Below are 21,788 nucleotides of genomic sequence, written 5' to 3'. Positions count from 1 at the left end.
CGGAGAACCGCTCAACCGACCTTCTCCGGAGCAGCCTTCTGATCGTCGGCATCCGGCTGGCCCCGCATGGTCCGCAGCGGCGAGAAGTAGACCGGCAGGACGGCGACCAGGCTCAGCACGGCACCCACCCACAGTGTCTCGCGCAGCCCGATCTGCTCGCCGAGGAACCCGCCGAGGAACGAGCCGATCGGCATGGCCCCGAAGACGAGGAAGCGGATGGTGGCGTTCATCCGGCCCTGCAACTCCTGCGGACACAGCTGCTGGCGGATCGCCATGCTGTTCACGTTGTTGATCACCAGGCCGGTGGAGACCAGCGCGTTGCCCGCCCCCGCGAGCCAGAGTCGCCAGTCGGCGTCGGCGAGCGGCACGACCAGACCGGCGACACCGGCCACGGCCATGCCGACCCAGACCGTCGGCCCCGGCCCGAGCCGTACGCTGATCCGCTGGACGACGAAGGCACCGACCAACCCGCCCAGCCCGCCGATGGCGAACCACAGTCCCACCGTTCCGGGGGAGATGCGCAGCTGCTGGGCGAGCAGCACCACGACCACCGTCCCGGTGACGTACACCCCGAGGTTGAACAGCGCGCCCGAGACGGCGAGCGCCCGTAGGACGCGATGCCGGAAGACGTACGACAGCCCTTGTCGGATCTCCCCGACGAGGTGGCTTCTGGCACCCCGGACGGGGAGGTCCTCGCGCATGCGGATCCGGCTCACCGCCAGCGCCGAGGCCAGGTAGCCGACCGCGACGGTGAGCACCGCGAGCGGTGGCCCGAACCACTGGACGAGGTAACCGCCGAGCGTCGGTCCGCCGACCTGGGCGACCGACCGGGTGCTCTCCAGCTTCGCGTTGCCCTCGACCAGTTGCCCGCGTTCGAGCATCAGCGGCAGATAGCTCACGTAGGCCGTCTCGAACAGCAGGGTGCCGACGCTCACCCCCAGCGCGACGATGTAGAGCTGGGTCAGCGTCAACACGCCCAGGTAGGCCCCCACCGGAACCCACCCCAACAGCAGGCCACGACCCAGGTTCGCGGCGATCATGATGGGACGTTTGCGACGCCGGTCCACCCACGCTCCGGCCGGGAGACCGACCAGGAGAAACGCCACGGTCTGGAACGTCGCCAGCAGACCGGCCTCGAAGGCGGTCGCGTCCAGGGCCAGGATCGCCACCAGGGGCAGTCCGACACGGCTGAAATGCGTGCCGAACTGGCCCAGGGTCTGTGCGGTCCACAGCAGCCGGAAGTCGTGATGCCCCAGGAGTGTCACGTGTGGAAACGGATCTTCTCGTCGACCAGCACGCAGGTGTCGACCGCCGCGTCCGCGTCCGTTCCGGTGGCCAGCACGTAACCGGAACTGCAGTCGGCCAGCGTGTGGATCGGGTTGATCACGTCGCCGGGGTTCTTGTGCACAACCGCGCCGACCGGGATGTCGACCAACTCGCCGAGCAGGGGAAGGTACACGTCGGCCAACTCACCGGGCGGTACCCGCTTCACCACCGCCGGGATGTCCTCGGCCACCGTGATGTCGCGGATCTTCCCGGGCTCGGGCCGCAGGAACCGGATCGCCGCTCCGGCAGCGGGCTGCGGGGCTTCGGCGGGCAGCTCGTCGATGCCCAGTGGCACGGTCAGCCACATCCGCGCCAGATCCAGGCCGTACGCCCGGCGTACCAACTCGGGGATGGCGTGACCACCGAGCCGGGCGTGCGACTCCAGCACCCGGGGACCCCGGTCGGTCAGGACGAACTCGCTGTGCGACGGGCCCTCGGTCAACTCGACCGCGTCCAGCAGGCGCACGGTGAGATCACGAAGCTCCGTCAGGTGTGCCGCGGCGAGCCGGCTCGGCACGCTGACCTGCCACTCGACGTGGTGCGAGTTCACCAGGTACTCGGAGTATCCGACGGGCAGGTGCCGTCCGGCGAAGGAGAACGACTCCACGCTTACCACCGGGCCGGCGAGGAACTCCTCGGCGAGCACCGAGGTGTTGCCGGCCTCGGTGTGCCGGTGCCAGGCGTCCCGCAGCCCGGCGGCGTCGTCCACCCGCAGGATGTGCCGGCTGGCGGCACCGTCGATCGGCTTGAGGACGACCGGGCCGCCGATCTCCGTGAGGAAGTCGAGCGCCTCCTGCTCCGACCCCACCACCCGGTACCGGACGGGGCTCAGGTCGTACTTGGCGAGCCGCTCGCGCATCAGCGCCTTGTTCTTCAGCAGTCGCGCGGTCCGCTCCGAGGTCCCGGGCAGACCGAGGCCGTCCACCACGTGCCCGGTGGGTACGCCCCACGGCTCCGAGACGGTAAGCACCCGGTCGAAGGGCCGCTCCTCGTGCAGTGGTCGCAGCACCTCGAGCATCGCCGGACCATCGGCCAGCGGCGCGTGCACGATCCGCTCGCAGTGCTCACGGATCGACTCCTCGTACTGGCCGGGCTGGTGGACCAGCACGACGTCGACGCCCAATTCCCTGGCTCCCTTGATCGGGGCGGGTCGCCCCCCGATCACGGCTACTCTGAACATCAGTTGAGCACCTTTTCGTGGTGGTTCGATGGCTTCCTGGTCATCGGCCGGGTCTCAGGACAGGCCGAGTTGCTCGGCGAGCAGCGCGGCGACGATGTCGTTGCCCTCGTCGGTCAGGTGGGCCCGGTCGACGTACAGCCAGGTCTGGTCGGTCACGGCCGCGCGCAGCACCGGGTTGAGGTTGACGAACCGTACGCCCCGCTTCTCGCAGGCCGGTGCGAGCGCGTCGGCGTACCGCTGCCCGGCCTCCACCGAGGCGACGTCGCCGTACAGCGCCTCCCAGGTGCCCAGCTTGGAGATCCGGTCCAGCTCGTCGAAGATCAGCTTTTCCTGGGGTGCGGTCTCCTCGCGCAGCCAGGTGGCCAGCGGCTGCAGCACGAAGGTGACCCGGGCGCCGGTGGCCGCGGCGAGCACCTGCCAGCTGTCCAGGTGCCGGCCGACCAGGTCGACCGCGCTGGCGATCGCGTCGTCGAGCTTCGGCCGCACCTCGTCGGGCGAGGGCCAGGCCGGCACCGCCGGCTTGTTACGGCGACCGAAGCCACGGGACGACTTGCGGTGCCGGGACTTGACCTCCTCCATCTGCTCGAAGAACTCGCCGCAGAAGTAGAACGGGCCCTGGTCCGCGCGGTGCATCTCGACGAGTCGGGACATCACCAGGGTGTTGAAGCCGCTGAAGATGACGATCTCCTCGACCGGCGGCAGCAGATGCCGGTAGAGCAGGAACAACAGCAGCTCCTGGGTGGAGTTGTAGCAGTGCCCGGCGTACGTGAGCCACGGACGCGACGGAGCGTGCTGGGTCCACAGTCGCGAGGCCATGGTGGCCGCGTCGCTCGTGGAGCCGTAGCCGAGCGGTACGGAGCCGCCGACAAGCAGACGGACCGGACCCTTGGGCATGCTGCTGCCGACCGATGCCTGCTCGGTGGCGCCGTGCGAGATGCGGAAACCCAGCCGGTCGGTGTTGATCGCGTCCGACCGGTAGTTCGGCCGGTTGAAATACATCAGGTACGGCACGTACTCGGTCTCGCCGCGGGACGAGAAGCTGTCGTACTGCAGCATCTGGGGCGTCAGGATCTCACGCTGGAGCTTCATCTCTGCTCGGCTCTCCTTGTCGGTACGGGGGAAGGGCGACCTGCACGGGTCACCACAGCGGGCTGATGTCGGTCCGGCCGGACTGCTCGGAATCGATCACCTCGTCGGTGAGGATGCCGAGCTGGGCGATCTTGATGCCGGCCTGGAACCGGCTGGAGACATTGAGGCCCTTAAGGATCGAGGAGATGTGCCGTCGGCAGGTACGCAGGGCCATGCCCAGCCGATTGGCGATCGCCTCGTCCTTCAGCCCGGCGGACATCAGCCGGAGGATCGCCATCCTGGTGTCCAGGGAGACCTCGTCCATCTGGTCCTCGGGCAGTTCGAGCGGGACCGCGTTGGCCCAGAGGTGCACGAACGTGCGGTACAGGTACTCCACCACCAGCTCGTCGGAGATGACCGCGGCACCCCGATCCGCCGCTCCCGGCCCGTCGACCGGGATGAACGCCAGCTTGCGATCGAAAATGACCAGGCGCTCAAAGCTCGCCGCGGTGGTACGGATGCCACCGCCGTGCTCCGCGACCGCCTTGGCCCGGGCGACCAGGCCCAGGTTGGAGCGGGCCGTGTGGTGGTAGAGGAACTGGCACCGCAATCCACGTTCGAAGATCGAACTCGCCGACGTCGCGGAGGCGCTGAAGTGATCCTGCGAACGCCTGCCGCCCGGACGCAGTGAGTGGATCTCCGTGGTGCAGCGCAGGATCGCCGCGTCGATCTCGTCGCGGAGAGCCTGCTCGCCACGGACCACCCGGACGCCGTCGCGCTGCCTGCCGTTCTCGGCCAGCTGAGCCAGCCGCATGCTTATCGACTGGATCACCCGGCCGTTGGTGGCCATCGCCTCCTCGCGCTGCCGGATCTCGTCGCTGAGCGGCGCGTTGAGAATGCTCAACGCGATCTCGGGGTGCACCGCGGTCAGGTCACCGTCGTCGGCACGGGAGAGCAACCGGCGTCGCAGCAGGCTCTCGCAGGCGTGGGCCCAGTCGCTCCTGCTGATGCCGACCTCCGGCGGCGGGCAGTCGGCGTCGATCCGGTTTCCCAGCACCGCGAACTCGTACACCCTGGACTCGACGCTGCTCAACGGGCCGCGCGGATGGCTGAGAAAGGACAACGAGGCAGTCATCACGGGTCAGCCCGCGACCGGTAGGTCCGACTGGCTGGGCACGCATTCCAACCAGAGCTGGCCGGCCGTACGGCGGATGGCCTTCTCCACGTCGTCGGTCGCCGCCCCGGAGAACCGGAACCGGGCCCCGACGTGCTCGTAGCCGCCGGCCTTGGGAATCACGGTGCCCACGTCCGGGATCACCCGGGCGTAGGGCCACTCGGCCGGTGGCAGGTCGAGTTCCGCCACGGTGATCCGGCACGGCGCGGGCACCGGGGTCGGCACCAGAAGCCAACCGCCGACCCGCTGACCGGCGATCGACCGTACGATCGGGCGGCGGCCGAGTTGGATGTGCACCGCGGCCTCCACCAGGTCCACGCCGTGCACCTCGCGCCAGACGAACGGGATCTCCGCGCCACCGACCCGGGAACCGGCTTCCAGGAAGTTGATCCGGATGCTGCCGTCGGCCCGGTGGCCGACGAACGCTTCCATGTGGAACACCCACGGCTCGTCGCCGAAGGCGGCGCAGGCCCTGGCGAGGAACTCGCCAAGCGGGCCGAGCAGCTCGGGGTCGTCCACCTCCACCGAGCCGAGCACGTCCCCGGCGGCGAACTCCATGCAGGTGTTCACGTAGCGCGAAGCCCGCCAGGGACCCAGTTCGGAGCCGGTCCAGAGGCCGTCGATGTGGAAGACCTGATCCGGGCAGAAGGTCTGCACCATCCGTGGTTCGGGCGCGAGCCGGTCGAGTTGGACCAGATCGTCGACCGAGTTCAGGCGCAGCACGTCCCGGCTCGCCGTGCCCCGTCGTGGTTTGACGATCACCGGCCAGCCGTGCAGGTCCGCGAAGCGCACGACGGCCTCGATGTCGGGTGCGTCGGCGAACTCCGGGATGGCGACGCCGCCCGCCACCACGGTCTGCGCCATCACCAGCTTGTCACGGAACGGAGCGAGCTGATCGGGATGATCGCCGGCCACCGCCAGCTGGGCGCGTAGCTCGGCCGCCGTGTCGAGATCGCCCTCGTTCAGAGCGATGATCCGTTCGGGCCGGCCGAATCGCTCGATCAATCCGTTGGCAGCGGCGCTCATCAGGTCCAGGCGATCGGTGGCCGCGACGATCGACACGGCGGACGCTGCGGCAGGAACCGAGGCGGTGGCCAGTTCGGTGCATATGTAGGTGACGTGGTGGAGGTCGTGGTCGAGGTAGTCCGCGTACCCGGCGTGGTGGTCACGCCAGCGGTGGATGATCAGAATGTGCGGCTTCATCAGGACGGCCTCCTCGCGTCTGCGTCGATGTCCCGATTCGAACGGGTGAATCACTGTCGGGGTGCTGCTGCTTCCGTTCGGTCGAAGGCCATGCTCACCGCGAGACCGATGAGCACCGTCCCCATGGCGTAGCGCTGTGCCCGCAACCAGGTCGGCTTCCGGGCGAGGAAGGAGGAGACCGAGCCTGCGGTGAGCACGATCAGACAGTTGACGGTGAGCGCCACCGTGATCTGGATCAGTCCCAGGGAGAGGCTCTGCATCGCGATGTCGCCCTTGGCCGGGTCGACGAACTGCGGGAGCAACGACACGTACAGAACGGCGATCTTGGGATTCAGCAGGTTGGTCATCAGGCCCATCGAGAACAGCTTCCGGGGCCGGTCGATGGGCAGATCCTTCGGCGAGAACGCCGACTGGCCGCCGGGTTTGATGGCGTTCCAGGCGAGCCACAGCAGATAGCACGCGCCGGCGATCTTGATTGCCGTGTACATGGTCGGTACCAGCGCGAACACCGCGGAAACGCCGGTCACCGCGGCGAGCAGGTAGACGAAGAACCCGACCGCCACGCCGAGCAGGGAGATCAGGCCGGCGGCCCGACCCTGGGTGATCGACCGGGAGACCAGGTAGATCATGTTTGGGCCGGGGGTGAGCACCATCGCCAGCGCCACCGCGGCGATGCCCAACCCTGCGTCGATACCGATCACGTGCTGCTCTCCTGGTTCTGCCGACCGGTGGCCGGTGTCAACGCGGTCTCTCGTCGAAAATCCAGTACGTGCTCAGTTCCGGCTGCCACTTCCGACGGAGCGGATCGCGGAAGAGCCGAAAGAAGATGCCGACCGGCACGAATACCAGAAAGTAGATCAACGACCATAAGATTTTCATGATCAATCCTTGTGGGCGAAGTGGTGGTCGATCAGTCCAGGGCGATCTCCTTGCGCCAGTCGCCCTGCTCTCGCCACGCGGGTTGGTCGGCCTTGTTCAGCAGGAAGTTGCCAAGCGCAAGCAGGTCGATGTTGGTGCGCATGAAGCACTGGTACGCGTCGTACGGCGTGGCCACGATCGGCTCGCCACGGACGTTGAACGAGGTGTTCACCAGGACCGGGCAGCCCGTCACCTGCTTGAACGCGGTAAGCAGGCGGTGATAGGTCGGGTTCGACGACGCGGTCACGGTCTGCACCCGCGCCGAATGGTCGACGTGGGTGACCGCCGGGATGGTCGAACGGTGGACCTTCAGCCGGTCCAGCCCGGTGGCCTGCGCCGACTCCTCGGCGTCCAGTCGCCGCTGCTTCGCGACCGGCGCCACGACCAGCATGTACGGGCTCTCCTGGTGCAGGTCGAAGTACTCCTCGACCTCCTCGGCCAGCACTGACGGGGCGAACGGCCGGAACGACTCCCGGAACTTGATCTTCAGGTTCATCGTCGACTGCATGTCGACATCGCGGGGGTCACCGATGATCGACCTCGCCCCGAGCGCACGCGGACCGAACTCCATCCGACCCTGGAACCAGCCGACGATCTTGCCGGTGGCCAGCTCCTCCGCCACGTGCTTGGCGATGGACTCCTCGTCCAACCGGGTGTACGGCACACCCAGGTCGTCCAGGAAACGCGCGATCTCCTCGTCGCTGAACCCGGGACCGAGCAGCGAGGAGGACATCCCGTCGCCGCCCTCGGCGAGATGTGCGCGCGGCGCACCGAGTTCCGTGGCCACCATCAGCGCGGCACCCAGGGCCCCACCGGCGTCACCGGCGGCGGGCTGCACCCACACCGAATCGAAGATCTTCTCCTGGATGACCTTGCCATTGGCCACGCAGTTCAGCGCCACGCCACCGGCCAGGCAGAGGTTGGCCTCACCGGTCATCTCGCGGGCGGTCCGGGCCAGCTTGAGCACCACTTCCTCGGTGACAAGCTGCACCGACGCGGCCAGATCGAACTCCCGCTCGGTCAGCGGGCTCTCCGGCTCGCGGCGCGGCCCACCGAACAACTGCTCGAACCCGCGACCGGTCATGACCTGACCGCGCAGGAACTCGAAGTTGCTCATGTTGAGCCGGAACGAGCCGTCGTCCTTGACGTCGATCAGATGCTGCCGGATCACGTCCGCGTAGCGCGGCACGCCGTACGGGGCCAGGCCCATGAGCTTGTACTCGCCGGAGTCGACCTTGAATCCGCAGAAGTAGGTGAACGCCGAGTAGAGCATGCCCAGTGAATGCGGGTACCTGATCTCCGCCAGGTGGCGGATCCGACTGCCCTGGCCGTGCCAGAGCGTGGTGGTGGCCCACTCACCGACGCCGTCGATGCACAACACCGCTGCCGACTCGTACGGGCTCGGCAGAAACGCGGAGGCCGCGTGGGATTCGTGATGCCGCCGGACGTTGATCTCCGGGACCGCGCCCAGTCCCAGCTCGGCAAGCGACCGGCGCACCCGCCCGACCGTGTCGCGCTTCCAGGACGTCCATTCCGGTAGGACCCGGGTGAAGGCCTCCAGAGAGAAGGGCGACGAGGCGGCGAAGCTCGTCAGCACCCGGCCGAACTTCAGCTTCGGATCCTCGTAGTAGGCGACCGCATCCACATCGTCGAGCCCGACACCGCCTTCAGCCAGGCAGTACTTCACCGCCTCCGCCGGAAAGGCCGGGTCGTGGCGCTTACGGGTGAAGCGCTCCTCCTGGGCGGCAGCGATGGGCTCTCCGTCCCGCACCAGCACGGCCGCGCTGTCGTGGTAGTAAGCGGACAAGCCCAGAACCAGCTTTCCCACGATCGATCTCCTCAGTGTGGGTGTGGTGCGTCGGTCGATCAGATGGTGGCGAGCGATCTGCTGGCCCTGCGGGCGCGACGAAACGCCCGCCGGGCCAGCAGGCCGGACGGTGGGTTGAGCGATCGGAATCCGGTGCGTACCCGCTCCCAGACCTCGGCGACCGCTCCGGCGCCATGGGACACGGGCAGCGAGGCGAGGTAGGTGTCGACCGCGTCGGCGGCCCAGGCGGAGTGTCCGGTGGCGACGTTGTCGATGGTGTTGTGGATGTCGACGAACTTCGTGGAGAAGCCGTACTTCTTCAGCGCCTGGCGCGCCCGCCGGTAGGTGCCACCCACCCCGGACAGCTCCATGGCCAGGTTCAGCCCGAGGATCTCCGGCATGAACGTCCGCGGAAAACGCCCGATGCTCAGCCAGTACACCGGCAGTTCGAAGGACTCGTCCCGGAACCCTTCCCACATGGCGAATTCGCGCGATGCGGTCGGCGGCACCTTGATGTCCATCTCGGCGAGCACCTGCCGGTAGATGAGCGGATGGTTCAGCCGCGGCACCCCGTTGCCGAGCTCGTCCCAGTAGGTCTCGAACAGGAAGTAGCCCTGTTCCGAGGCGGCGTGTTCGTAGTCGGTGAACCCCTGCAGCCAGGCACCGTCGATAAGCGTCAACGGTGCCAGCTGCACGGTGGAGTCGATCAGCTCTTCCCGGGTCGGCATCGGGGTGGTGGCCGACGCCTCGAAGTCACGTCCCTGCCGGTCATGTTGCTCGACCAGCCAGGGGCGCAGACCTTCGCGTCCCCAGACATCGGGTAGGCGCTGCGGATCCGACGCCATCCTGTGCCGGGACCGAGCCAGCCAGCCCCGCACGTAGTCCAGGGCGAACCGGCGGATCGCCGGGGTGTCCGTCCGCTGCTGCAGCAGGTGGTACGCCTCCCGGATGTCACCCGGTTCCCGGCCGTCGTCGACCGGGCCGGCCATGACGGTCGCCAGCAGCTTCGCCGACACGGCATCTGCCTCAGGGGCCCTCTTCGGCGGCTCGGGCTCGGGCTGCCGGGTGGGCAGCGAGTCGATCCATCGGCGGATGACGAGCAGGTCGGCCGGAGAGAAGACCCGGAACATCGGGCCACGCTCACTGACGAGGCCGTTGACCAGCGGACTGTCCGCGGACCGCCCCGGCTTGACCAGGCGGCTCTTCGCCAGCTCGGCCAGCAGCTCGCTGGGGTCGGTCCGGGCGTCCTGGAGCCAGTCGGAGAGCGACCGACCGGCGATGGCGAAGACCTGGTGGTACACCGCGCCCTCGCGGGCCCGGTGGCGCAACAACTCGGCCATCTCGTACGCCGGGTCACGGGCCTCGTCGAGCTCGGCGAACAGGCTTCCGCTCCACCGCTTCAGCACCGTGAACGCCCACTGGAAGCCGGTACGCACCCGAGCCAGCTCACCGTCGTCGAACCCGTTCTCGACGATCGCCAGGCAGAGCTGGAGCCCCGAGAGCTCGTCGCCGGCGCGGGCGGCGGACGGGTCGATCGCGGTCCAGTCCACGAGCTGCGGATGCACCTGGCGCACAAGTCTCAACGCCGGCAGCAATCCGACCGTACGCAGACACAGGTCCGCGCCGACGAGTTCGGGTCGGAAGTCCTCCGGTCGCCTGCTCATCGCCAGCAGAGTCGCGGGCAGATGGAAGTGGTGGTCCGCCACCCGAGGGTCGTGCACCAGCCGGGCCACCGGAGCGGCGTGCTCGGACAGGTGCAGTTGACGCAGCAGGGACAGGTAGACGCTGCCTCGGGAATCCTGCGGCCGACCGACACCGACATCCGAGGCATAAAGGGTCAGAATCCGCAGTACGGTCGCGTCGTCGGCATTGCCCGGCGCGCTCTGCCACTGAAGCCAGGCACCCGACCGCAGCGCGAGTGGTGCCGCCGCGAGCGCGGCGCGGCGTACGAGGGAATCCGTGGTCAGTGGATCCGCAGACGCGCTGACCAGCCCCTCGAAGCGATCGGCCTCGGCGGCACACCACCGCACCACTTCGGCCCGCAGTTCATCGAGCGTGGCCGGCATGGGCTCACGACCGGCGATGTCACCGATCTCCGCCCGGATCCGTTCGATAAATGGAGTTCCGGGAAATGAGGTCTCGGGATCAACCGCGATGACATAGAGCCGGCGAGAGTGATCCTGTTGACCAAGCTGTCGGGCGGCATTCTGGCCCGACTCGTGGACGGCATTCGTTGACACTGTCATCCCTCGACTAGTCCGCACACACGCCCGTAACCGGGCGTTTTCACCTTGCGTCGTCGCGAGGAGCTCGGAGCGGAGGTATCGTCCGTTCACTGCAGAAAGGTTCGTCCTGTGACGCTTCGGCCCTACCGGCGTTCGACCACGGCTGAACCGATTCGGTCAGGCACGGAAAGCGCGACGCAGCCCGCTCTCCAGCACTGGTGCGAAAGGTGGTGGCGCCGCTGTTGCGGAGCCGGCTAGAACATCGGGTAGATCGAGGCGTCGTTCTTCGGCTTCTTCTTGCGACCGAAGATCTTCCCGAAGATCCTGCGCAGCAGGTTCATGTTCCTGTCCTCACTTGTGATGGTGAACCGATGATCTAGCGCGACAGATCCAGCTCGCTGGCCAGTAACTGCGCCACCAGGTCGAGTCCGTAATCGGTCATGTGCGCTCGATTGACATAGAGCCAGCTGTCGTCCGCGGCGCTGTTCGCGAGGAGCGGATTGATGTCCAGGAAGTTGACATCGATTTTCTCGCAACCCAACTGCAGCAGTTCCGCGTACCTTCGGGCCGTCTCCCTGGTGGCGATGTCACCGAACAACTCCCAGAAGTTCGAGATCTTGTCCAGTTCGTCGAAGAGTCGTCTCTCCTGGGGTGCGGCCGTCTCGCGTACCCAGGTGGCCAGGGGTTGCAGCACGAAGGTGATCCTCGTGTCGGTGCCGGCACAGAGCTGCTTCCAGGACTCCAGGTGCCGGATCGTCAGCGCTACGGCGTCCTCGATCCGCACCTGGAGCGGGCGGACGGGTTCGTCGCCGCCGGTCTGCTGACCGCCTGACCCGAAGTGGTGCGTCCGGAACTGGGACTTGAGCTTGTCCATCTGGCCGAAGTAGTCGCCACAGTTGAAGAAGGCGCCGTCATCACCGCGTTGGCTGGCGGGAAGCCGCGCCAGGGCCAGGTTGTTCAGCCCGGAGAGGATGACGATTTCCTCCACCGGTGGCAACAGGTGCCGATAGAAGAGGAAGAGCAGCAGTTCCTGAGCGGAGGAATGACTGCGCCCGGCAAAGTTCAACCACGGTCGCGACGGCGCATGGGTGGTCCACAGTCGCGAGGCGAGCGTCGCCTGATCACAGGTCGCTCCGATGCCCATTGCCATCGAACTGCCCGCCAGTAATCGGACCGGGCCGTTTGTCGGCTCACCACCCGCCGAGGTCTGACTGTCGGCGCCATGCGAAATGCGAAAGCCCAAACGATCGGTGTTAATTACGGGAGATCGGTAGTTGACCCGGTGGAAATACATCACATAGGACATCCAGCGAGCCTGGCTGCGATGGTCGAAATCATCGTATACGAGCATCTGCGGCGTCAACTCGGACCGCGCCGAGCTAGGACAACGCACTGTTCCCCCCATTGAAATTCCCAGCCAGGGCTCACAACCCGTACGATCGCTGTTTCGGTCAGTACGGTAACACGATGAGTGGTGAGGAGACAGTGGTGTGTGTCAAAGAACTGACACCTGTCTGGTTTATCCTGAGTTGAGTGGAGGATTCCTGAACAAGCAAATATTGCGCGTGTCTCAGTACGTTTGCGGTAGCAATTTGCTTTAGCAAGGAACTGCCCTGGTTGAGGCGGGCGGCGGTGTCGCCAGGAAACGGGCGACCTGCGGGAGTGTGATCGGACTCTGGTGCGCCGTCTCGCACTCAGGAGGGCAGGTCCTGCGTCCCGAGCCGTAGATAGAACGCGAGGCCCTGACCAGCGTGTTGCTGATCAGGGCCTCGCATCTGTCGGGGTGGCCGGATTCGAACCGACGACCTCTTCGTCCCGAACGAAGCGCGCTACCAAGCTGCGCCACACCCCGAGGCGTGCCGACAAATAGTAGCCCACTCGTCCCGAGGGTCAAACTCGGTACCCCCGTGGGCGGGACGGTCAGCGGGGGATCAGGGTGAGCAGGCTGGCCTCGGGGCGGCAGGCGAACCGGACCGGCGCGGTCGGGTGGGTGCCGAGACCGGCGGAGACGTGCAACCAGGCGTCCGAACCGGGCCAACGGTGCAGGCCCTTCGCCATCGACCGGGGCAGCCCGCAGTTGGTCACCAGCGCCCCCACGCCCGGTACGCAGACCTGGCCGCCGTGCGTGTGACCGGCGAGCAGCAACGCGAAGCCGTCGGCGGCCATCTCGTCGAGCAGCGCCGGCTCGGGGGAGTGGGTGAGTGCGATGGAGAGATCCGCCGAGGCGGAGACCGGGCCGGCCACCGCTGTGTAGTCGTCCCGCTCGACGTGCGGGTCGTCGACGCCGGCCATGTCGATCGCCCGACCACCGGCCTTGACGGTGCTCCGCCGGTTGTTCAGATCGGCCCAACCGGCCCCGATGAGGACGTCTCGCAGCTCCTCGGAGGGCAGCTCGACCCCCTCGGTGTACTCCCGGTCCGGCAGGAAGTAGCTGAACGGGTTCTTCCAGACCGGCCCGGTGTAGTCGTTGGAGCCGAAGACGAAGGCACCGGGGTAGTCGAGCAGCGGTTGCAGCGCCCGGAGCACCCCCGGCACCGCCTCCGGATGGGCCATGTTGTCGCCGGTCACCACGACCAGATCGGGATCGAGGGCGGCGAGCGAGGCCACCCAGTGCTGTTTGCGTACCTGGTTGGGGGTCATGTGCAGATCGGACAGGTGCAGGACGCGCAGCGGCTCGGTGCCGGCAGGCAGCACCGGGACGTCGAAGCGCCGCAGCGTGAACATGTTGCGCTCGACCAGGGAGGCGTACGCCAGGGCGGCGGCGCCCGTCACGACGGTGGCGGTCGCGAGCCGGAATAGTGTGCGCTTTCGCATGCCGATCAGGGTAGTTTGGGCGTCCATGAGCACGCTGAAGGACCGTCTCACCGCCGACATGCGCGCCGCCCTCAAGGCCCGCGACGAATTGACCACCTCCACCCTGCGGATGGCCCTGGCCGCCGTCGGCACGGCCGAGGTCGCCGGCAAGGCCAAGCGCGAGCTCAGCGACGACGAGGTGCTGGCCGTGCTGACCAAGGAGGCCAAGAAGCGTCGGGAGGCCGCGACGGCGTTCTCCGACGCGGGGCGTACCGAGCAGGCCGCCAAGGAGACCGCCGAGGGCGAGGTGCTGGAGCGTTACCTGCCGCAACAGCTCTCCGACGCCGAACTGACCGATCTGGTCGCGGGGGCGCTCGCCGCGGGCGGCTTCACCGGCAAGGCCCAGATGGGCCCGGCGATGAAGGCGGCCCAGGCAGCCGTGGCCGGCCGGGCCGAGGGAGGCCGGGTGGCCGCCGAGGTACGCCGCCAGCTCGGTCTCTGAGCCGCCGAAGAAAACGGGCGGGCACTCCGTGAGGAGTGCCCGCCCGTTCGGCGTTACAGGTCGCGGTCAGCCGCCAGGCCGGTCTGTCCCCGGCCGGGTGGGTGGCCCGTTGCCCGGTCGACCATTGCCGGGTCGACCATTGTCGTCGTCGTCGTCATCGTCGTTGCTTCCGCCGCCGCCGGCGCTGACCGTGATGGTCACGATGCCGCCCTTGATGGTGCGGCCCTCCGGGCTGGTGCCGGCGGCGCTGCCGGCCGGGCAGTCCGAGGTGACCCGAGCGCTCGACACGATGGGCGTGAAGCCGGCACCGGAGAGGCGGGACTTCGCCTGGTCGATGCTGAGGCACCGGACCCCGGGGATGCTCCGCTGGTCGCCCAACGCGATCTTCTGTCCCGGTGGGTCGAAGTTGATCGCCTTCTTGCCCGCCATGGCGGCCTTGAGCGTCTGGAAGACCGGCGGGTTGATGCCGTCGGGAGCGTTGTGCTTCATCTTGACGTTGGTCTGCGGCCAGTCCGGGTCGGCCAGGATGCCGGCCACCGCGTACTGCTTGGTCATCGCGACCAGGGAGGCGGACTTCTCCGCGTCGGTGGTGCCGGACTTGCCGGCGATCGGCTTGCCGACGACCCAGCGGCCGTTGGCGGCCGTACGGCTGCCGCCGCACTTGCTGGTGGAGGAGTTGTCACCGACCGGGCAGCGGGCCGCGTCGACGGCCGCGCGGGCCACCTCCGTGCTGATCCGTTTCTCGCAGCGCGGGTTGGCCACGTCCAGCTTGTTGCCGTTCAGGTCGCGGATCTCCTGCACCGGGGTCGGCTCGCAGTACTTGCCGTCAGCAGCAAGCGTGGCGTACGCGTTCGCCAACTCCAGCGGCGTGGTGTCCGTGACACCCAGGGTGAACGCGCCCCACTGGTTGGCGGCCGTCTTGTCGTTGGCCCAGTCGTTCTCCTTGGTGACCCGGAACTGGATGCCCAGCCGCTTGGCCGCGTCGACCACGTTCGCCGCGCCGATCTGCTGTTGCAGCGGCACGAAGTAGGTGTTGGTCGAGGCCGAGAAGGCGCTCCACATGTCCTTCACGCCGCCCGGCTGTTTGTTCGAGTTGGTCGGGCAGTAGAAGTGCGTGCCCGGGCAGGTGGCCGGGGCACCCTGGCGGAGGATGTACTCCGACTTGAACTGCTGCGGCGCGTTGATGGTGTAGCTGAGGGGGATTCCCTTCTCCAGCGCGGCCACGATGGTGAAGATCTTGAACACCGAGCCGGCCTGGTAGCCGGTGATGCCGTCGCCACCGGTCAGCAACGGGTTCACCGTGTTCGGGTAGTTGCCGAGCTTGCCCTTGGCGCGCTGGACCGGGTCGCTGTGCGGGCGGTTCTTCGGGTTCTTCGGGTTGTCGAGCTTGAAGTTCCGGTTGACCGACAGGGCGCGTACCCGACCGGTGCCGGGCTCGATCACGGCGATCATCACAGCTTCCTTGGCGGTCACCGGCTTGGCGGCGCGGACCGCCTTGTCGGCGCCGTCCTGGGCCTGCTTGTCCAGCGTGGTGACGATGGTGTAGCCGCCGCTCTTGAGCCGCCGCTCCCGGTCGTACGAGGTGGCGCCGAACGTCTCCTGCGACATCCACCAGCGGTAGAAGTAGTCGCAGAAAAAGCCCCAGGCGTTCTTGTTGGTGGCGACGCAGCCGTTCGGCGCGCGCTTGCCCTTCACCACCAGCTTGACGGCCTTGGCCTTCTCGGCCTGCTCCTTGGTGATCGCCCCGGTGGTGACCATGTGGTCGATCACGTAGTCGCGCCGGGCGACCGCCTGCGGGTAGCCGCTCTTGGTGGTCGGGTCGAACGAGGTGGGGGCCTTGACCAGGCCGGCCAGCATGGCGGCCTCGTCGATCGTCAGGTCCTTGGGCTTCTTGTTGAAGTAGACCTGGCTGGCGGCGAAGATGCCGTACGCGCCGTTGCCGAAGGCGGCGAGGTTCAGGTAGCGCTCCAGGATCTCGTCCTTCGACATCTCCTTGTCGAGCTGGAGGGCGTAGCGCATCTCGCGCAGCTTCCGCGCGCTGGTGTCCTCGGTCGCGGCGAGCACGTCGGCGGGGTGCGTCGCCGTGTAGGCGATGCTCATCCGGACGAACTGCATGGTCAGCGTCGAGGCGCCCTGCCGGTCGTTGGTGGCGGAGCTGTTGTTGACGAAGGCGCGGGCCACGCCGTTGAGGTCGACTCCGTTGTGCTTGTAGAAGTCGTGGTCCTCCGCGGCGATGATCGCTGCGCGCATGTACGGCGAGATGTCCTCGAACTTGACGTCGCGTCGGTTCTCGTCGTACATCGTGGCCAGCGGCGTCTTGCCGTCAGAAGCGAGCAGATAACTGATTTGTGGGGCGCGGGCCATGGTCAGTTCCCCCGGCAGCGCGCCGAAGGTGTCTGCGCCCGCCTTCGCGGCCAAACCCGACATCGCCACCGCGGGAAAGGCCGCAGCGGCGACGACCACGCCGGCCAGCAGCCCACAGATGAGCAGCGATGCGGCATTGGTCAGGACGTTATGGTCACGTTTCCGCATCCAGGTCACCTCGACAGGGTACGCGAACAGGTAACGAGCGGCGCTGGGGCGTCTTTTCCCCATTTCCTGCGTGCGCCGGTCTCGTTGTGCTAGACGCGTGGCACCGGGTGTCCGGTTGCGTGATTCCGTGCTGAGTTTCCTCCACGCGGGGGCGGCTCGCAGCGTTTTCGCGGACTCCGGTGGGGTAAGCGGCGGTCCCTGGCCCGAGAAGCCGGGGTTGTCCGGAATGATGGATTTGGCCGACAACGTTGCGTAATCGGGCAACTACAGAGCATGATGGGGGCGGCGAGAGCGCCACATGAGTCGTCCGTGCCGCCTTGGGGTGAGGCGTGCCGGTCGATCGGGGGGAATTGCCGGCTGGCCCGCGACGGCGTCGGTAGTACTGCAAGGGGGGACGAGTACAGATGGGCATGATCACTGACTGGCCGTCGCTGGCGGCGTGTCAGAACGGGGACCCGGACGCGTTGTTCGTACAGGGCGCCGAACAGAACGTGGCGAAGCGGATCTGCCGTAGCTGCCCAGTCCGGTACGAGTGCCTGGCCGACGCGCTGGACAATCGAATCGAGTTCGGCGTGTGGGGCGGCATGACCGAACGCGAACGCCGGGCGCTGCTGCGCCGCCATCCGCAGGTCGCCAGTTGGCGCAAGATGTTCGAAGCGGCGATGAAGAAGAACGCCAAGGACAAGAGTGGCAAGGACAAGATCCTCGTCACCACCGGCGCGGTCGGCAACGACTGATTGCCGTACCGACCGCCGTTCAGGAGCGGCTGATCGCCGCTGCGATCGTGCGTAGCCCGTCGACGTCGTGCACGTCGGCGGGCTGCGCTGTCACCGACACGGTCGGCACCTGCGGGAACTCCTCGGTGAACCGCGTGGCCACCTGCCGTTCGCGGACCGCCTGCTCGGCCAGGGTGGCGTGCGCGAGCAGCACCTCGACCGTGCCCTCGTGGCCACCGACCGACCGCAGCCGGTCAGCGGCGGCCCGGCTGGTCTCAGCGTCCAACTCGGGCACCGCCGGACGGTGCACCCGGTTGAGCACCAGACCGACGAGCGGCATCTTCTCCTCGCGTAGCCGCCCGGCGAAGTAGGCGGCTTCCCGGACCGCGTCCGGCTCGGGGGCCGCGACCAGCAGAAACGCCGTCTCGCGGGCCTGCAGGATGCGATACGTCTGCTCCGCGCGTTGCCGGAAGCCGCCGAACATCGAGTCGAGCGCGGCGACGAAGCCGGACAGGTCGGTAAGCAGTTGCGTGCCGAGCACCTTCTGCACGACCCGGGAGAACATCCCGAAGGACGCGGTGACCAGGTTGAACATGCTGCGACCGCCGGTACGCGCCGGGGCGAGCAGCAGCCGCAGCATCCGTCCGTCGAGAAACCGGGACAGCCGGGCCGGTGCGTCGAGGAAGTCCAGTGCCGAGCGGGACGGCGGGGTGTCCACCACGATCAGATCCCACTCGCCCCGGGCGTGCAGCTGACCCAGCTTCTCCATGGCCATGTATTCCTGAGTGCCGGAGAAGGTGGAACTCATCGCCTGGTAGAAGGGGTTCGCGAAGATCTCCGCTGCCTTCGCCGGGTCGGTGTGCGCGAGCACCACGTCGTCGAAGGTGCGCTTCATGTCCAGCATCATGGCGTGCAACTCGCCGCCGCTGGCCTCGACGTCGATCCCCTTGACCTGCCGGGGCGTGTTGTCCAGCTCGGTCAGGCCGAGCGACTGGGCCAGCCGCCGGGCCGGGTCGATGGTGAGCACCACCGTACGCCGGCCGTGCTGTTCGGCCGCACGGAGCGCGAGCGCTGCGGCCGTGGTCGTCTTGCCCACTCCGCCGGCCCCGCAGCAGACCACGATCCGTACGCCGGGGTCGGCCAGGATCTGGTCGACGTCCAGCGGCGGCGCGGCGTTGTCGGAAGGCACCAATTGAGCGTATCGGGCCGACCCCGCTGACGTGCCAGCCCGACGTCAAGGTGTGAGTCAATCGCCCCTCAACAGGGCTGCGGCGAGGACGTCGAGGCCGGCGCGGTCCATCCCACCGGGCAACAGCGGCAACTCCACAAGCGGTACGCCCAACTCCACCAGGTCGGCGCGGAGTGAATCCTCCAGCTCCCGGCGGATCACCTGGTCACGTGCCTCGTCGTGCAGGCCGGCGACGAGCCGCTGCTCGACCGGCAGCCCGGCGGCGCGCAGCCCGTGCTCCAACTCCGCCTCGGTGACCAGCTGTCCCGTCGGCAGCGGTGGCCGGGCCGCGTTGATGATCACCTTGCCCACCCCGAAGCCGAGCGAGGTCAACTCGCCGATCGCGTCGATCGTCTCCTGCACCGGCATCTCTTCGAGCAGGGTCACCACGTGCACGGCGGTCATCGGCGAGCGCAGCAACGCCGCGACCCCCTCGCTCTGGGTCTTGATCGGGCCGACCTTGGCCAGCCGGGCGGTTTCGGCTGTCACGTTCAGGAATCGGCCGATCCGACCGGTGGGCGGGGCGTCCAGCACCACGGCGTCGTACACCCGTCGCTGGTCGGCGGTGCGGGTGGTGGCCTCCTTGACCTTGCCGGTGAGCAGCACGTCGCGCAGCCCGGGAGCGATGGTGGTGGCGAAGTCGATCGCACCCAGCTTGCGCAGCGCCCGACCGGCCGCGCCGAGCTTGTAGAACATGTCCAGGTATTCCAGCAGCGCCTCTTCGGCGTCCACCGCCAGCGCGTACACCTCGCCGCCGTCGCGCGCGTCGACCAGGTGTCGCTCGGCGTACGGCAGTGGCTGCGTGCCGAAGAGCTGCGCGATGCCCTGACGCCCCTCCACCTCGACCAGCAGGGTGCGACGCCCACCGGCGGCCAGGCCCAGAGCCAGCGCGGCAGCCACGCTGGTCTTGCCCGTGCCGCCCTTGCCGGTCACCACGTGCAGGCGGGCGGGCCAATCGGTGCCGGCCCGATCGGCCGGTCGCTGCGTAGCTCCCACCTGTCGAGCCTATCCATCCGGCGGGCTCAGGCGACCTCGCAGACCCACCAGCCCGTCTTGCGGATCACGGTGAAGCGCAGATCCTGGCCGGCGATCTTCTCATCGGACGTGGTCACCGTCACCGTGGTGGTGACCGTGGCACGGTCACCTGTCTCGTTGTCCACCTTCGGGGTGTCCCAGCGGAACCGGGGGCTCTGGTGAGCCGAGAGGTACTCCTCGACCTCGGCGACCTTGGCGCGGATCTTCTGCTGGTCCCGGGCGGCGCTGCACACCAGGCGGGCCGCCTTCGCCGCATCCCGCTCCTGGTAGATCGCGGTGAGGAACTCGTCCACCGCCACGGAGGGCTCGGACGCGCCCTCGCCGGACTCGGCGTTCCGCACCGTCAGGAACGCGGCCACGCCGCCGCCGGCGCAGAGCACCAACACCACTGCGAGCGCGAGCGCGGCCAGCAGGGCACCGCGCTTGCGGGGCGGTCGGCCGGCCGGTGCCGCGTGCGGCGGGTAACCGGTCGGCGGGTAACCGGGCGGGGGATAGCCGGTCTGGGGATAGCCGGTCTGGGGATAACCGGGCGGGGGTGGCGAGGTGGGCGCAGGCGGCGAGGTGGGCGGCAGTTCCGTGGGGCCGGTCGGGCCGCTGGTGGGTGGCTGGGTCATCGCGTCCCCCCGGTATGGGCGCATCGCCGCGGGGCGTCGGCGAGCGATGGGATCGGGCGGCCGGGCAGGGTGCCCGTCCAGACGGGAAGGGTAGCGGTCCGGGTGGGGACTGCGGGGGGCGTGGTGTCCGTGCGGCGGGGGCGCGATCACCGTACTGCTGGACAGGTGTCACAAATGCGACCGAACGCCCTTGGCGCGCGCGTCTTGGTTGATGGGACCTGCGGGCCGTCCTACGGTCGCTCCGGCACGTCCGGGCCGGGGGCGGGGGCAGCGGCTCCGGATCATCGGGGGATGCCGTGACCAGGTACGACGCCCGGAGGAAGCGCATGCGCGACACGGAAAACACCCCCCGAGCCCACTTCCCGTCAGGGGCACTCGGGGGCGGCAGGCCGCTCGGGGTCGCCGCCCTGGGCCGGCTGCCGGTCAACGAGCGGTCCTACCGGCGTCCCGTCGACCCGCCGGGCCTGGAGCCGGCCGGTGGGCGGGACGAGGAGAGCCCCGGGTACGTCATCCACCTGCCGATCAAGGTGACCGACCTGGCCGCCGCGACCACCCTGGCCAGCCGGGTGGCCACCTCGCTGAACTTCCTGCCCGAGCTGGACGCGGGGGAGACCGAGGTGTCGACCGCCGACGACCAGAACAACCGCCACCGGGTCTTCTGCGATCTGCTGCTGGCCGACCGCACGCGTTGCCCCCAGCCGTACGACCATCGGGGCCCCTGCGGGGACCTGCCGACCACACCCGAGCCGCGTCCCGCCTCCGAGCCGAGCGGTGGACCGTAGGCTGTGGCCCGAAGTGTCCATGCCACCGAGGGAGCTCTCCGACGATGCAGAAGTGGGAATACGCCACGGTCCCGCTGCTGGTCCACGCGACCAAGCAGATCCTCGACAACTGGGGTGAGGACGGATGGGAACTCGTCTCCGTCGTACCCGGACCGAATCCTGAGCAGCTCGTCGCGTACCTGAAGCGGCCGAAGGCATGAGCGGGCCGCACGCCAAGCTGGCGGAGCTCGGGTTGGCGGTGCCGGAGGTGGTGCCGCCGGTGGCGAGCTATCTGCCGGCGGTGCAGTCCGGCCAGCACGTCTACGTCTCCGGGCAGCTGCCGGTCTCGGCCGGCAAGTTGCTGGCCACCGGCAAGGTCGGTGCCGGCGTCTCCGCAGATCAGGCCAAGCAGCTCGCCCAGCAGTGTGCGCTCAACGCGCTCGGTGCGATCGACGCGCTGGTCGGCCTGGAGAACGTCGTCAAGGTGGTCAAGCTGACCGGCTTCGTCGCGAGCGCGTCCGGCTTCACCGGCCAGCCCGCCGTCATCAACGGCGCGTCCGACCTCTTCGGCGCCGTCTTCGGCGAAGCCGGCCGCCACGCCCGCAGCGCCGTCGGCGTCGCCGAACTCCCCCTGGACGCCCCCGTCGAGGTAGAAGTAATCGTCGAAGTCACCTGACCCCCTCCCCCCTCCCCGCCCTCCCCGCCC

At 68.3% G+C, this 21,788-nt stretch carries 19 protein-coding genes and 1 tRNA gene; 5 read left to right on the top strand and 15 right to left on the bottom strand.

The genetic code is table 11. The features are described from left to right. Window positions 1-11: 11 nt before the first annotated feature. From C1A38_RS23725 to C1A38_RS23675, 11 genes are all read right to left on the bottom strand, one after another. On the bottom strand, window positions 12-1,265 hold the full coding sequence (locus tag C1A38_RS23725; protein WP_102659941.1) for an MFS transporter: 1,254 nt from the start codon (window positions 1,263-1,265) through the stop codon (window positions 12-14). Further along, entirely contained in the window at window positions 1,262-2,506 is a 1,245-nt protein-coding gene (locus C1A38_RS23720) for an ATP-grasp domain-containing protein (RefSeq protein ID WP_102659940.1), read from the bottom strand. Before C1A38_RS23720 ends, C1A38_RS23725 begins: the two co-directional genes overlap by 4 nt. A 54-nt stretch (window positions 2,507-2,560) precedes the next feature. After that, a complete protein-coding gene (locus C1A38_RS23715) occupies window positions 2,561-3,595 on the bottom strand; it encodes an SGNH/GDSL hydrolase family protein (RefSeq protein WP_102659939.1) in 1,035 nt (344 codons plus the stop codon). Window positions 3,596-3,644: 49 nt separating this feature from the next. Next, window positions 3,645-4,709, bottom strand: coding sequence for a helix-turn-helix transcriptional regulator (locus C1A38_RS23710; RefSeq protein ID WP_102659938.1), 1,065 nt, complete (start codon window positions 4,707-4,709; stop codon window positions 3,645-3,647). 6 nt (window positions 4,710-4,715) lie between these two features. Continuing rightward, window positions 4,716-5,951: an ATP-grasp domain-containing protein gene (locus C1A38_RS23705; RefSeq protein WP_102659937.1), complete on the bottom strand. Its 1,236-nt coding sequence runs from the start codon at window positions 5,949-5,951 to the stop codon at window positions 4,716-4,718. Window positions 5,952-6,001: 50 nt separating this feature from the next. After that, on the bottom strand, window positions 6,002-6,652 hold the full coding sequence (locus C1A38_RS23700; RefSeq protein WP_102659936.1) for a LysE family translocator: 651 nt from the start codon (window positions 6,650-6,652) through the stop codon (window positions 6,002-6,004). Between the two features lie 209 nt (window positions 6,653-6,861). After that, entirely contained in the window at window positions 6,862-8,697 is a 1,836-nt protein-coding gene (locus C1A38_RS23695; protein ID WP_102659935.1) for a carbamoyltransferase family protein, read from the bottom strand. 38 nt (window positions 8,698-8,735) lie between these two features. Continuing rightward, the gene (locus C1A38_RS23690) at window positions 8,736-10,742 is read right to left on the bottom strand and encodes an iron-containing redox enzyme family protein (protein ID WP_102659934.1); all 2,007 of its coding nucleotides are present in this window, start codon (window positions 10,740-10,742) and stop codon (window positions 8,736-8,738) included. A gap of 535 nt (window positions 10,743-11,277) precedes the next feature. Further along, window positions 11,278-12,207, bottom strand: coding sequence for an SGNH/GDSL hydrolase family protein (locus C1A38_RS23685; RefSeq protein WP_233196989.1), 930 nt, complete (start codon window positions 12,205-12,207; stop codon window positions 11,278-11,280). A gap of 472 nt (window positions 12,208-12,679) precedes the next feature. Further along, window positions 12,680-12,753, bottom strand: a tRNA-Pro gene (locus C1A38_RS23680). Between the two features lie 68 nt (window positions 12,754-12,821). Next, the gene (locus tag C1A38_RS23675; protein WP_102659953.1) at window positions 12,822-13,715 is read right to left on the bottom strand and encodes a metallophosphoesterase; all 894 of its coding nucleotides are present in this window, start codon (window positions 13,713-13,715) and stop codon (window positions 12,822-12,824) included. A gap of 25 nt (window positions 13,716-13,740) precedes the next feature. Between C1A38_RS23675 and C1A38_RS23670 the strand changes: the two genes are divergently transcribed. After that, window positions 13,741-14,196, top strand: a complete 456-nt coding sequence (locus tag C1A38_RS23670; protein ID WP_013736326.1) for a GatB/YqeY domain-containing protein — start codon at window positions 13,741-13,743, stop codon at window positions 14,194-14,196. Window positions 14,197-14,262: 66 nt separating this feature from the next. On the opposite strand, the gene C1A38_RS23665 is transcribed toward C1A38_RS23670, so the two are convergent. Continuing rightward, window positions 14,263-16,728 carry a penicillin-binding protein gene (locus C1A38_RS23665; protein WP_102659952.1) on the bottom strand — a complete coding sequence of 822 codons (2,466 nt, stop codon included), beginning with the start codon at window positions 16,726-16,728 and terminating at the stop codon, window positions 14,263-14,265. Window positions 16,729-17,132: 404 nt separating this feature from the next. Here C1A38_RS23665 and C1A38_RS23660 point away from each other — a divergent pair, with 404 nt between their 5' ends. Then, entirely contained in the window at window positions 17,133-17,465 is a 333-nt protein-coding gene (locus C1A38_RS23660; protein ID WP_013736324.1) for a WhiB family transcriptional regulator, read from the top strand. Between the two features lie 19 nt (window positions 17,466-17,484). On the opposite strand, the gene bagB is transcribed toward C1A38_RS23660, so the two are convergent. The 3 genes from bagB to C1A38_RS23645 are packed head-to-tail and all read right to left on the bottom strand — an operon-like array spanning window position 17,485 to window position 20,321. Further along, window positions 17,485-18,636 (bottom strand): ArsA family ATPase, encoded by a 1,152-nt coding sequence (gene bagB, locus C1A38_RS23655; protein ID WP_199180308.1) that lies wholly within the window; start codon window positions 18,634-18,636, stop codon window positions 17,485-17,487. A 54-nt stretch (window positions 18,637-18,690) separates the two neighbouring features. Continuing rightward, entirely contained in the window at window positions 18,691-19,668 is a 978-nt protein-coding gene (gene bagA / locus C1A38_RS23650) for an ATPase BagA (RefSeq protein ID WP_102659932.1), read from the bottom strand. A 26-nt stretch (window positions 19,669-19,694) separates the two neighbouring features. Further along, window positions 19,695-20,321, bottom strand: a complete 627-nt coding sequence (locus tag C1A38_RS23645; RefSeq protein WP_102659931.1) for an Rv0361 family membrane protein — start codon at window positions 20,319-20,321, stop codon at window positions 19,695-19,697. Window positions 20,322-20,647: 326 nt separating this feature from the next. On the opposite strand from C1A38_RS23645, the gene C1A38_RS23640 reads away from it, so the two are divergent. Genes C1A38_RS23640 through C1A38_RS23630 form a run of 3 tightly spaced genes read left to right on the top strand, consistent with a single transcriptional unit; the run spans window position 20,648 to window position 21,758 of the window. Continuing rightward, window positions 20,648-21,103, top strand: a complete 456-nt coding sequence (locus C1A38_RS23640; RefSeq protein WP_102659930.1) for a hypothetical protein — start codon at window positions 20,648-20,650, stop codon at window positions 21,101-21,103. Window positions 21,104-21,147: 44 nt separating this feature from the next. After that, a complete protein-coding gene (sp36, locus tag C1A38_RS23635) occupies window positions 21,148-21,303 on the top strand; it encodes a Sp36 family protein (protein ID WP_013736319.1) in 156 nt (51 codons plus the stop codon). Beyond that, window positions 21,300-21,758, top strand: a complete 459-nt coding sequence (locus tag C1A38_RS23630) for a RidA family protein (protein ID WP_102659929.1) — start codon at window positions 21,300-21,302, stop codon at window positions 21,756-21,758. Before sp36 ends, C1A38_RS23630 begins: the two co-directional genes overlap by 4 nt. Window positions 21,759-21,788 lie beyond the last annotated feature (30 nt).

The organism is Verrucosispora sp. ts21, assembly GCF_002879555.1.
Classification (GTDB): domain Bacteria; phylum Actinomycetota; class Actinomycetes; order Mycobacteriales; family Micromonosporaceae; genus Micromonospora; species Micromonospora gifhornensis.
The sequence above is the reverse complement of the archived record's forward strand: the minus strand, read 5'-3'. Positions and strand labels throughout refer to the sequence as shown.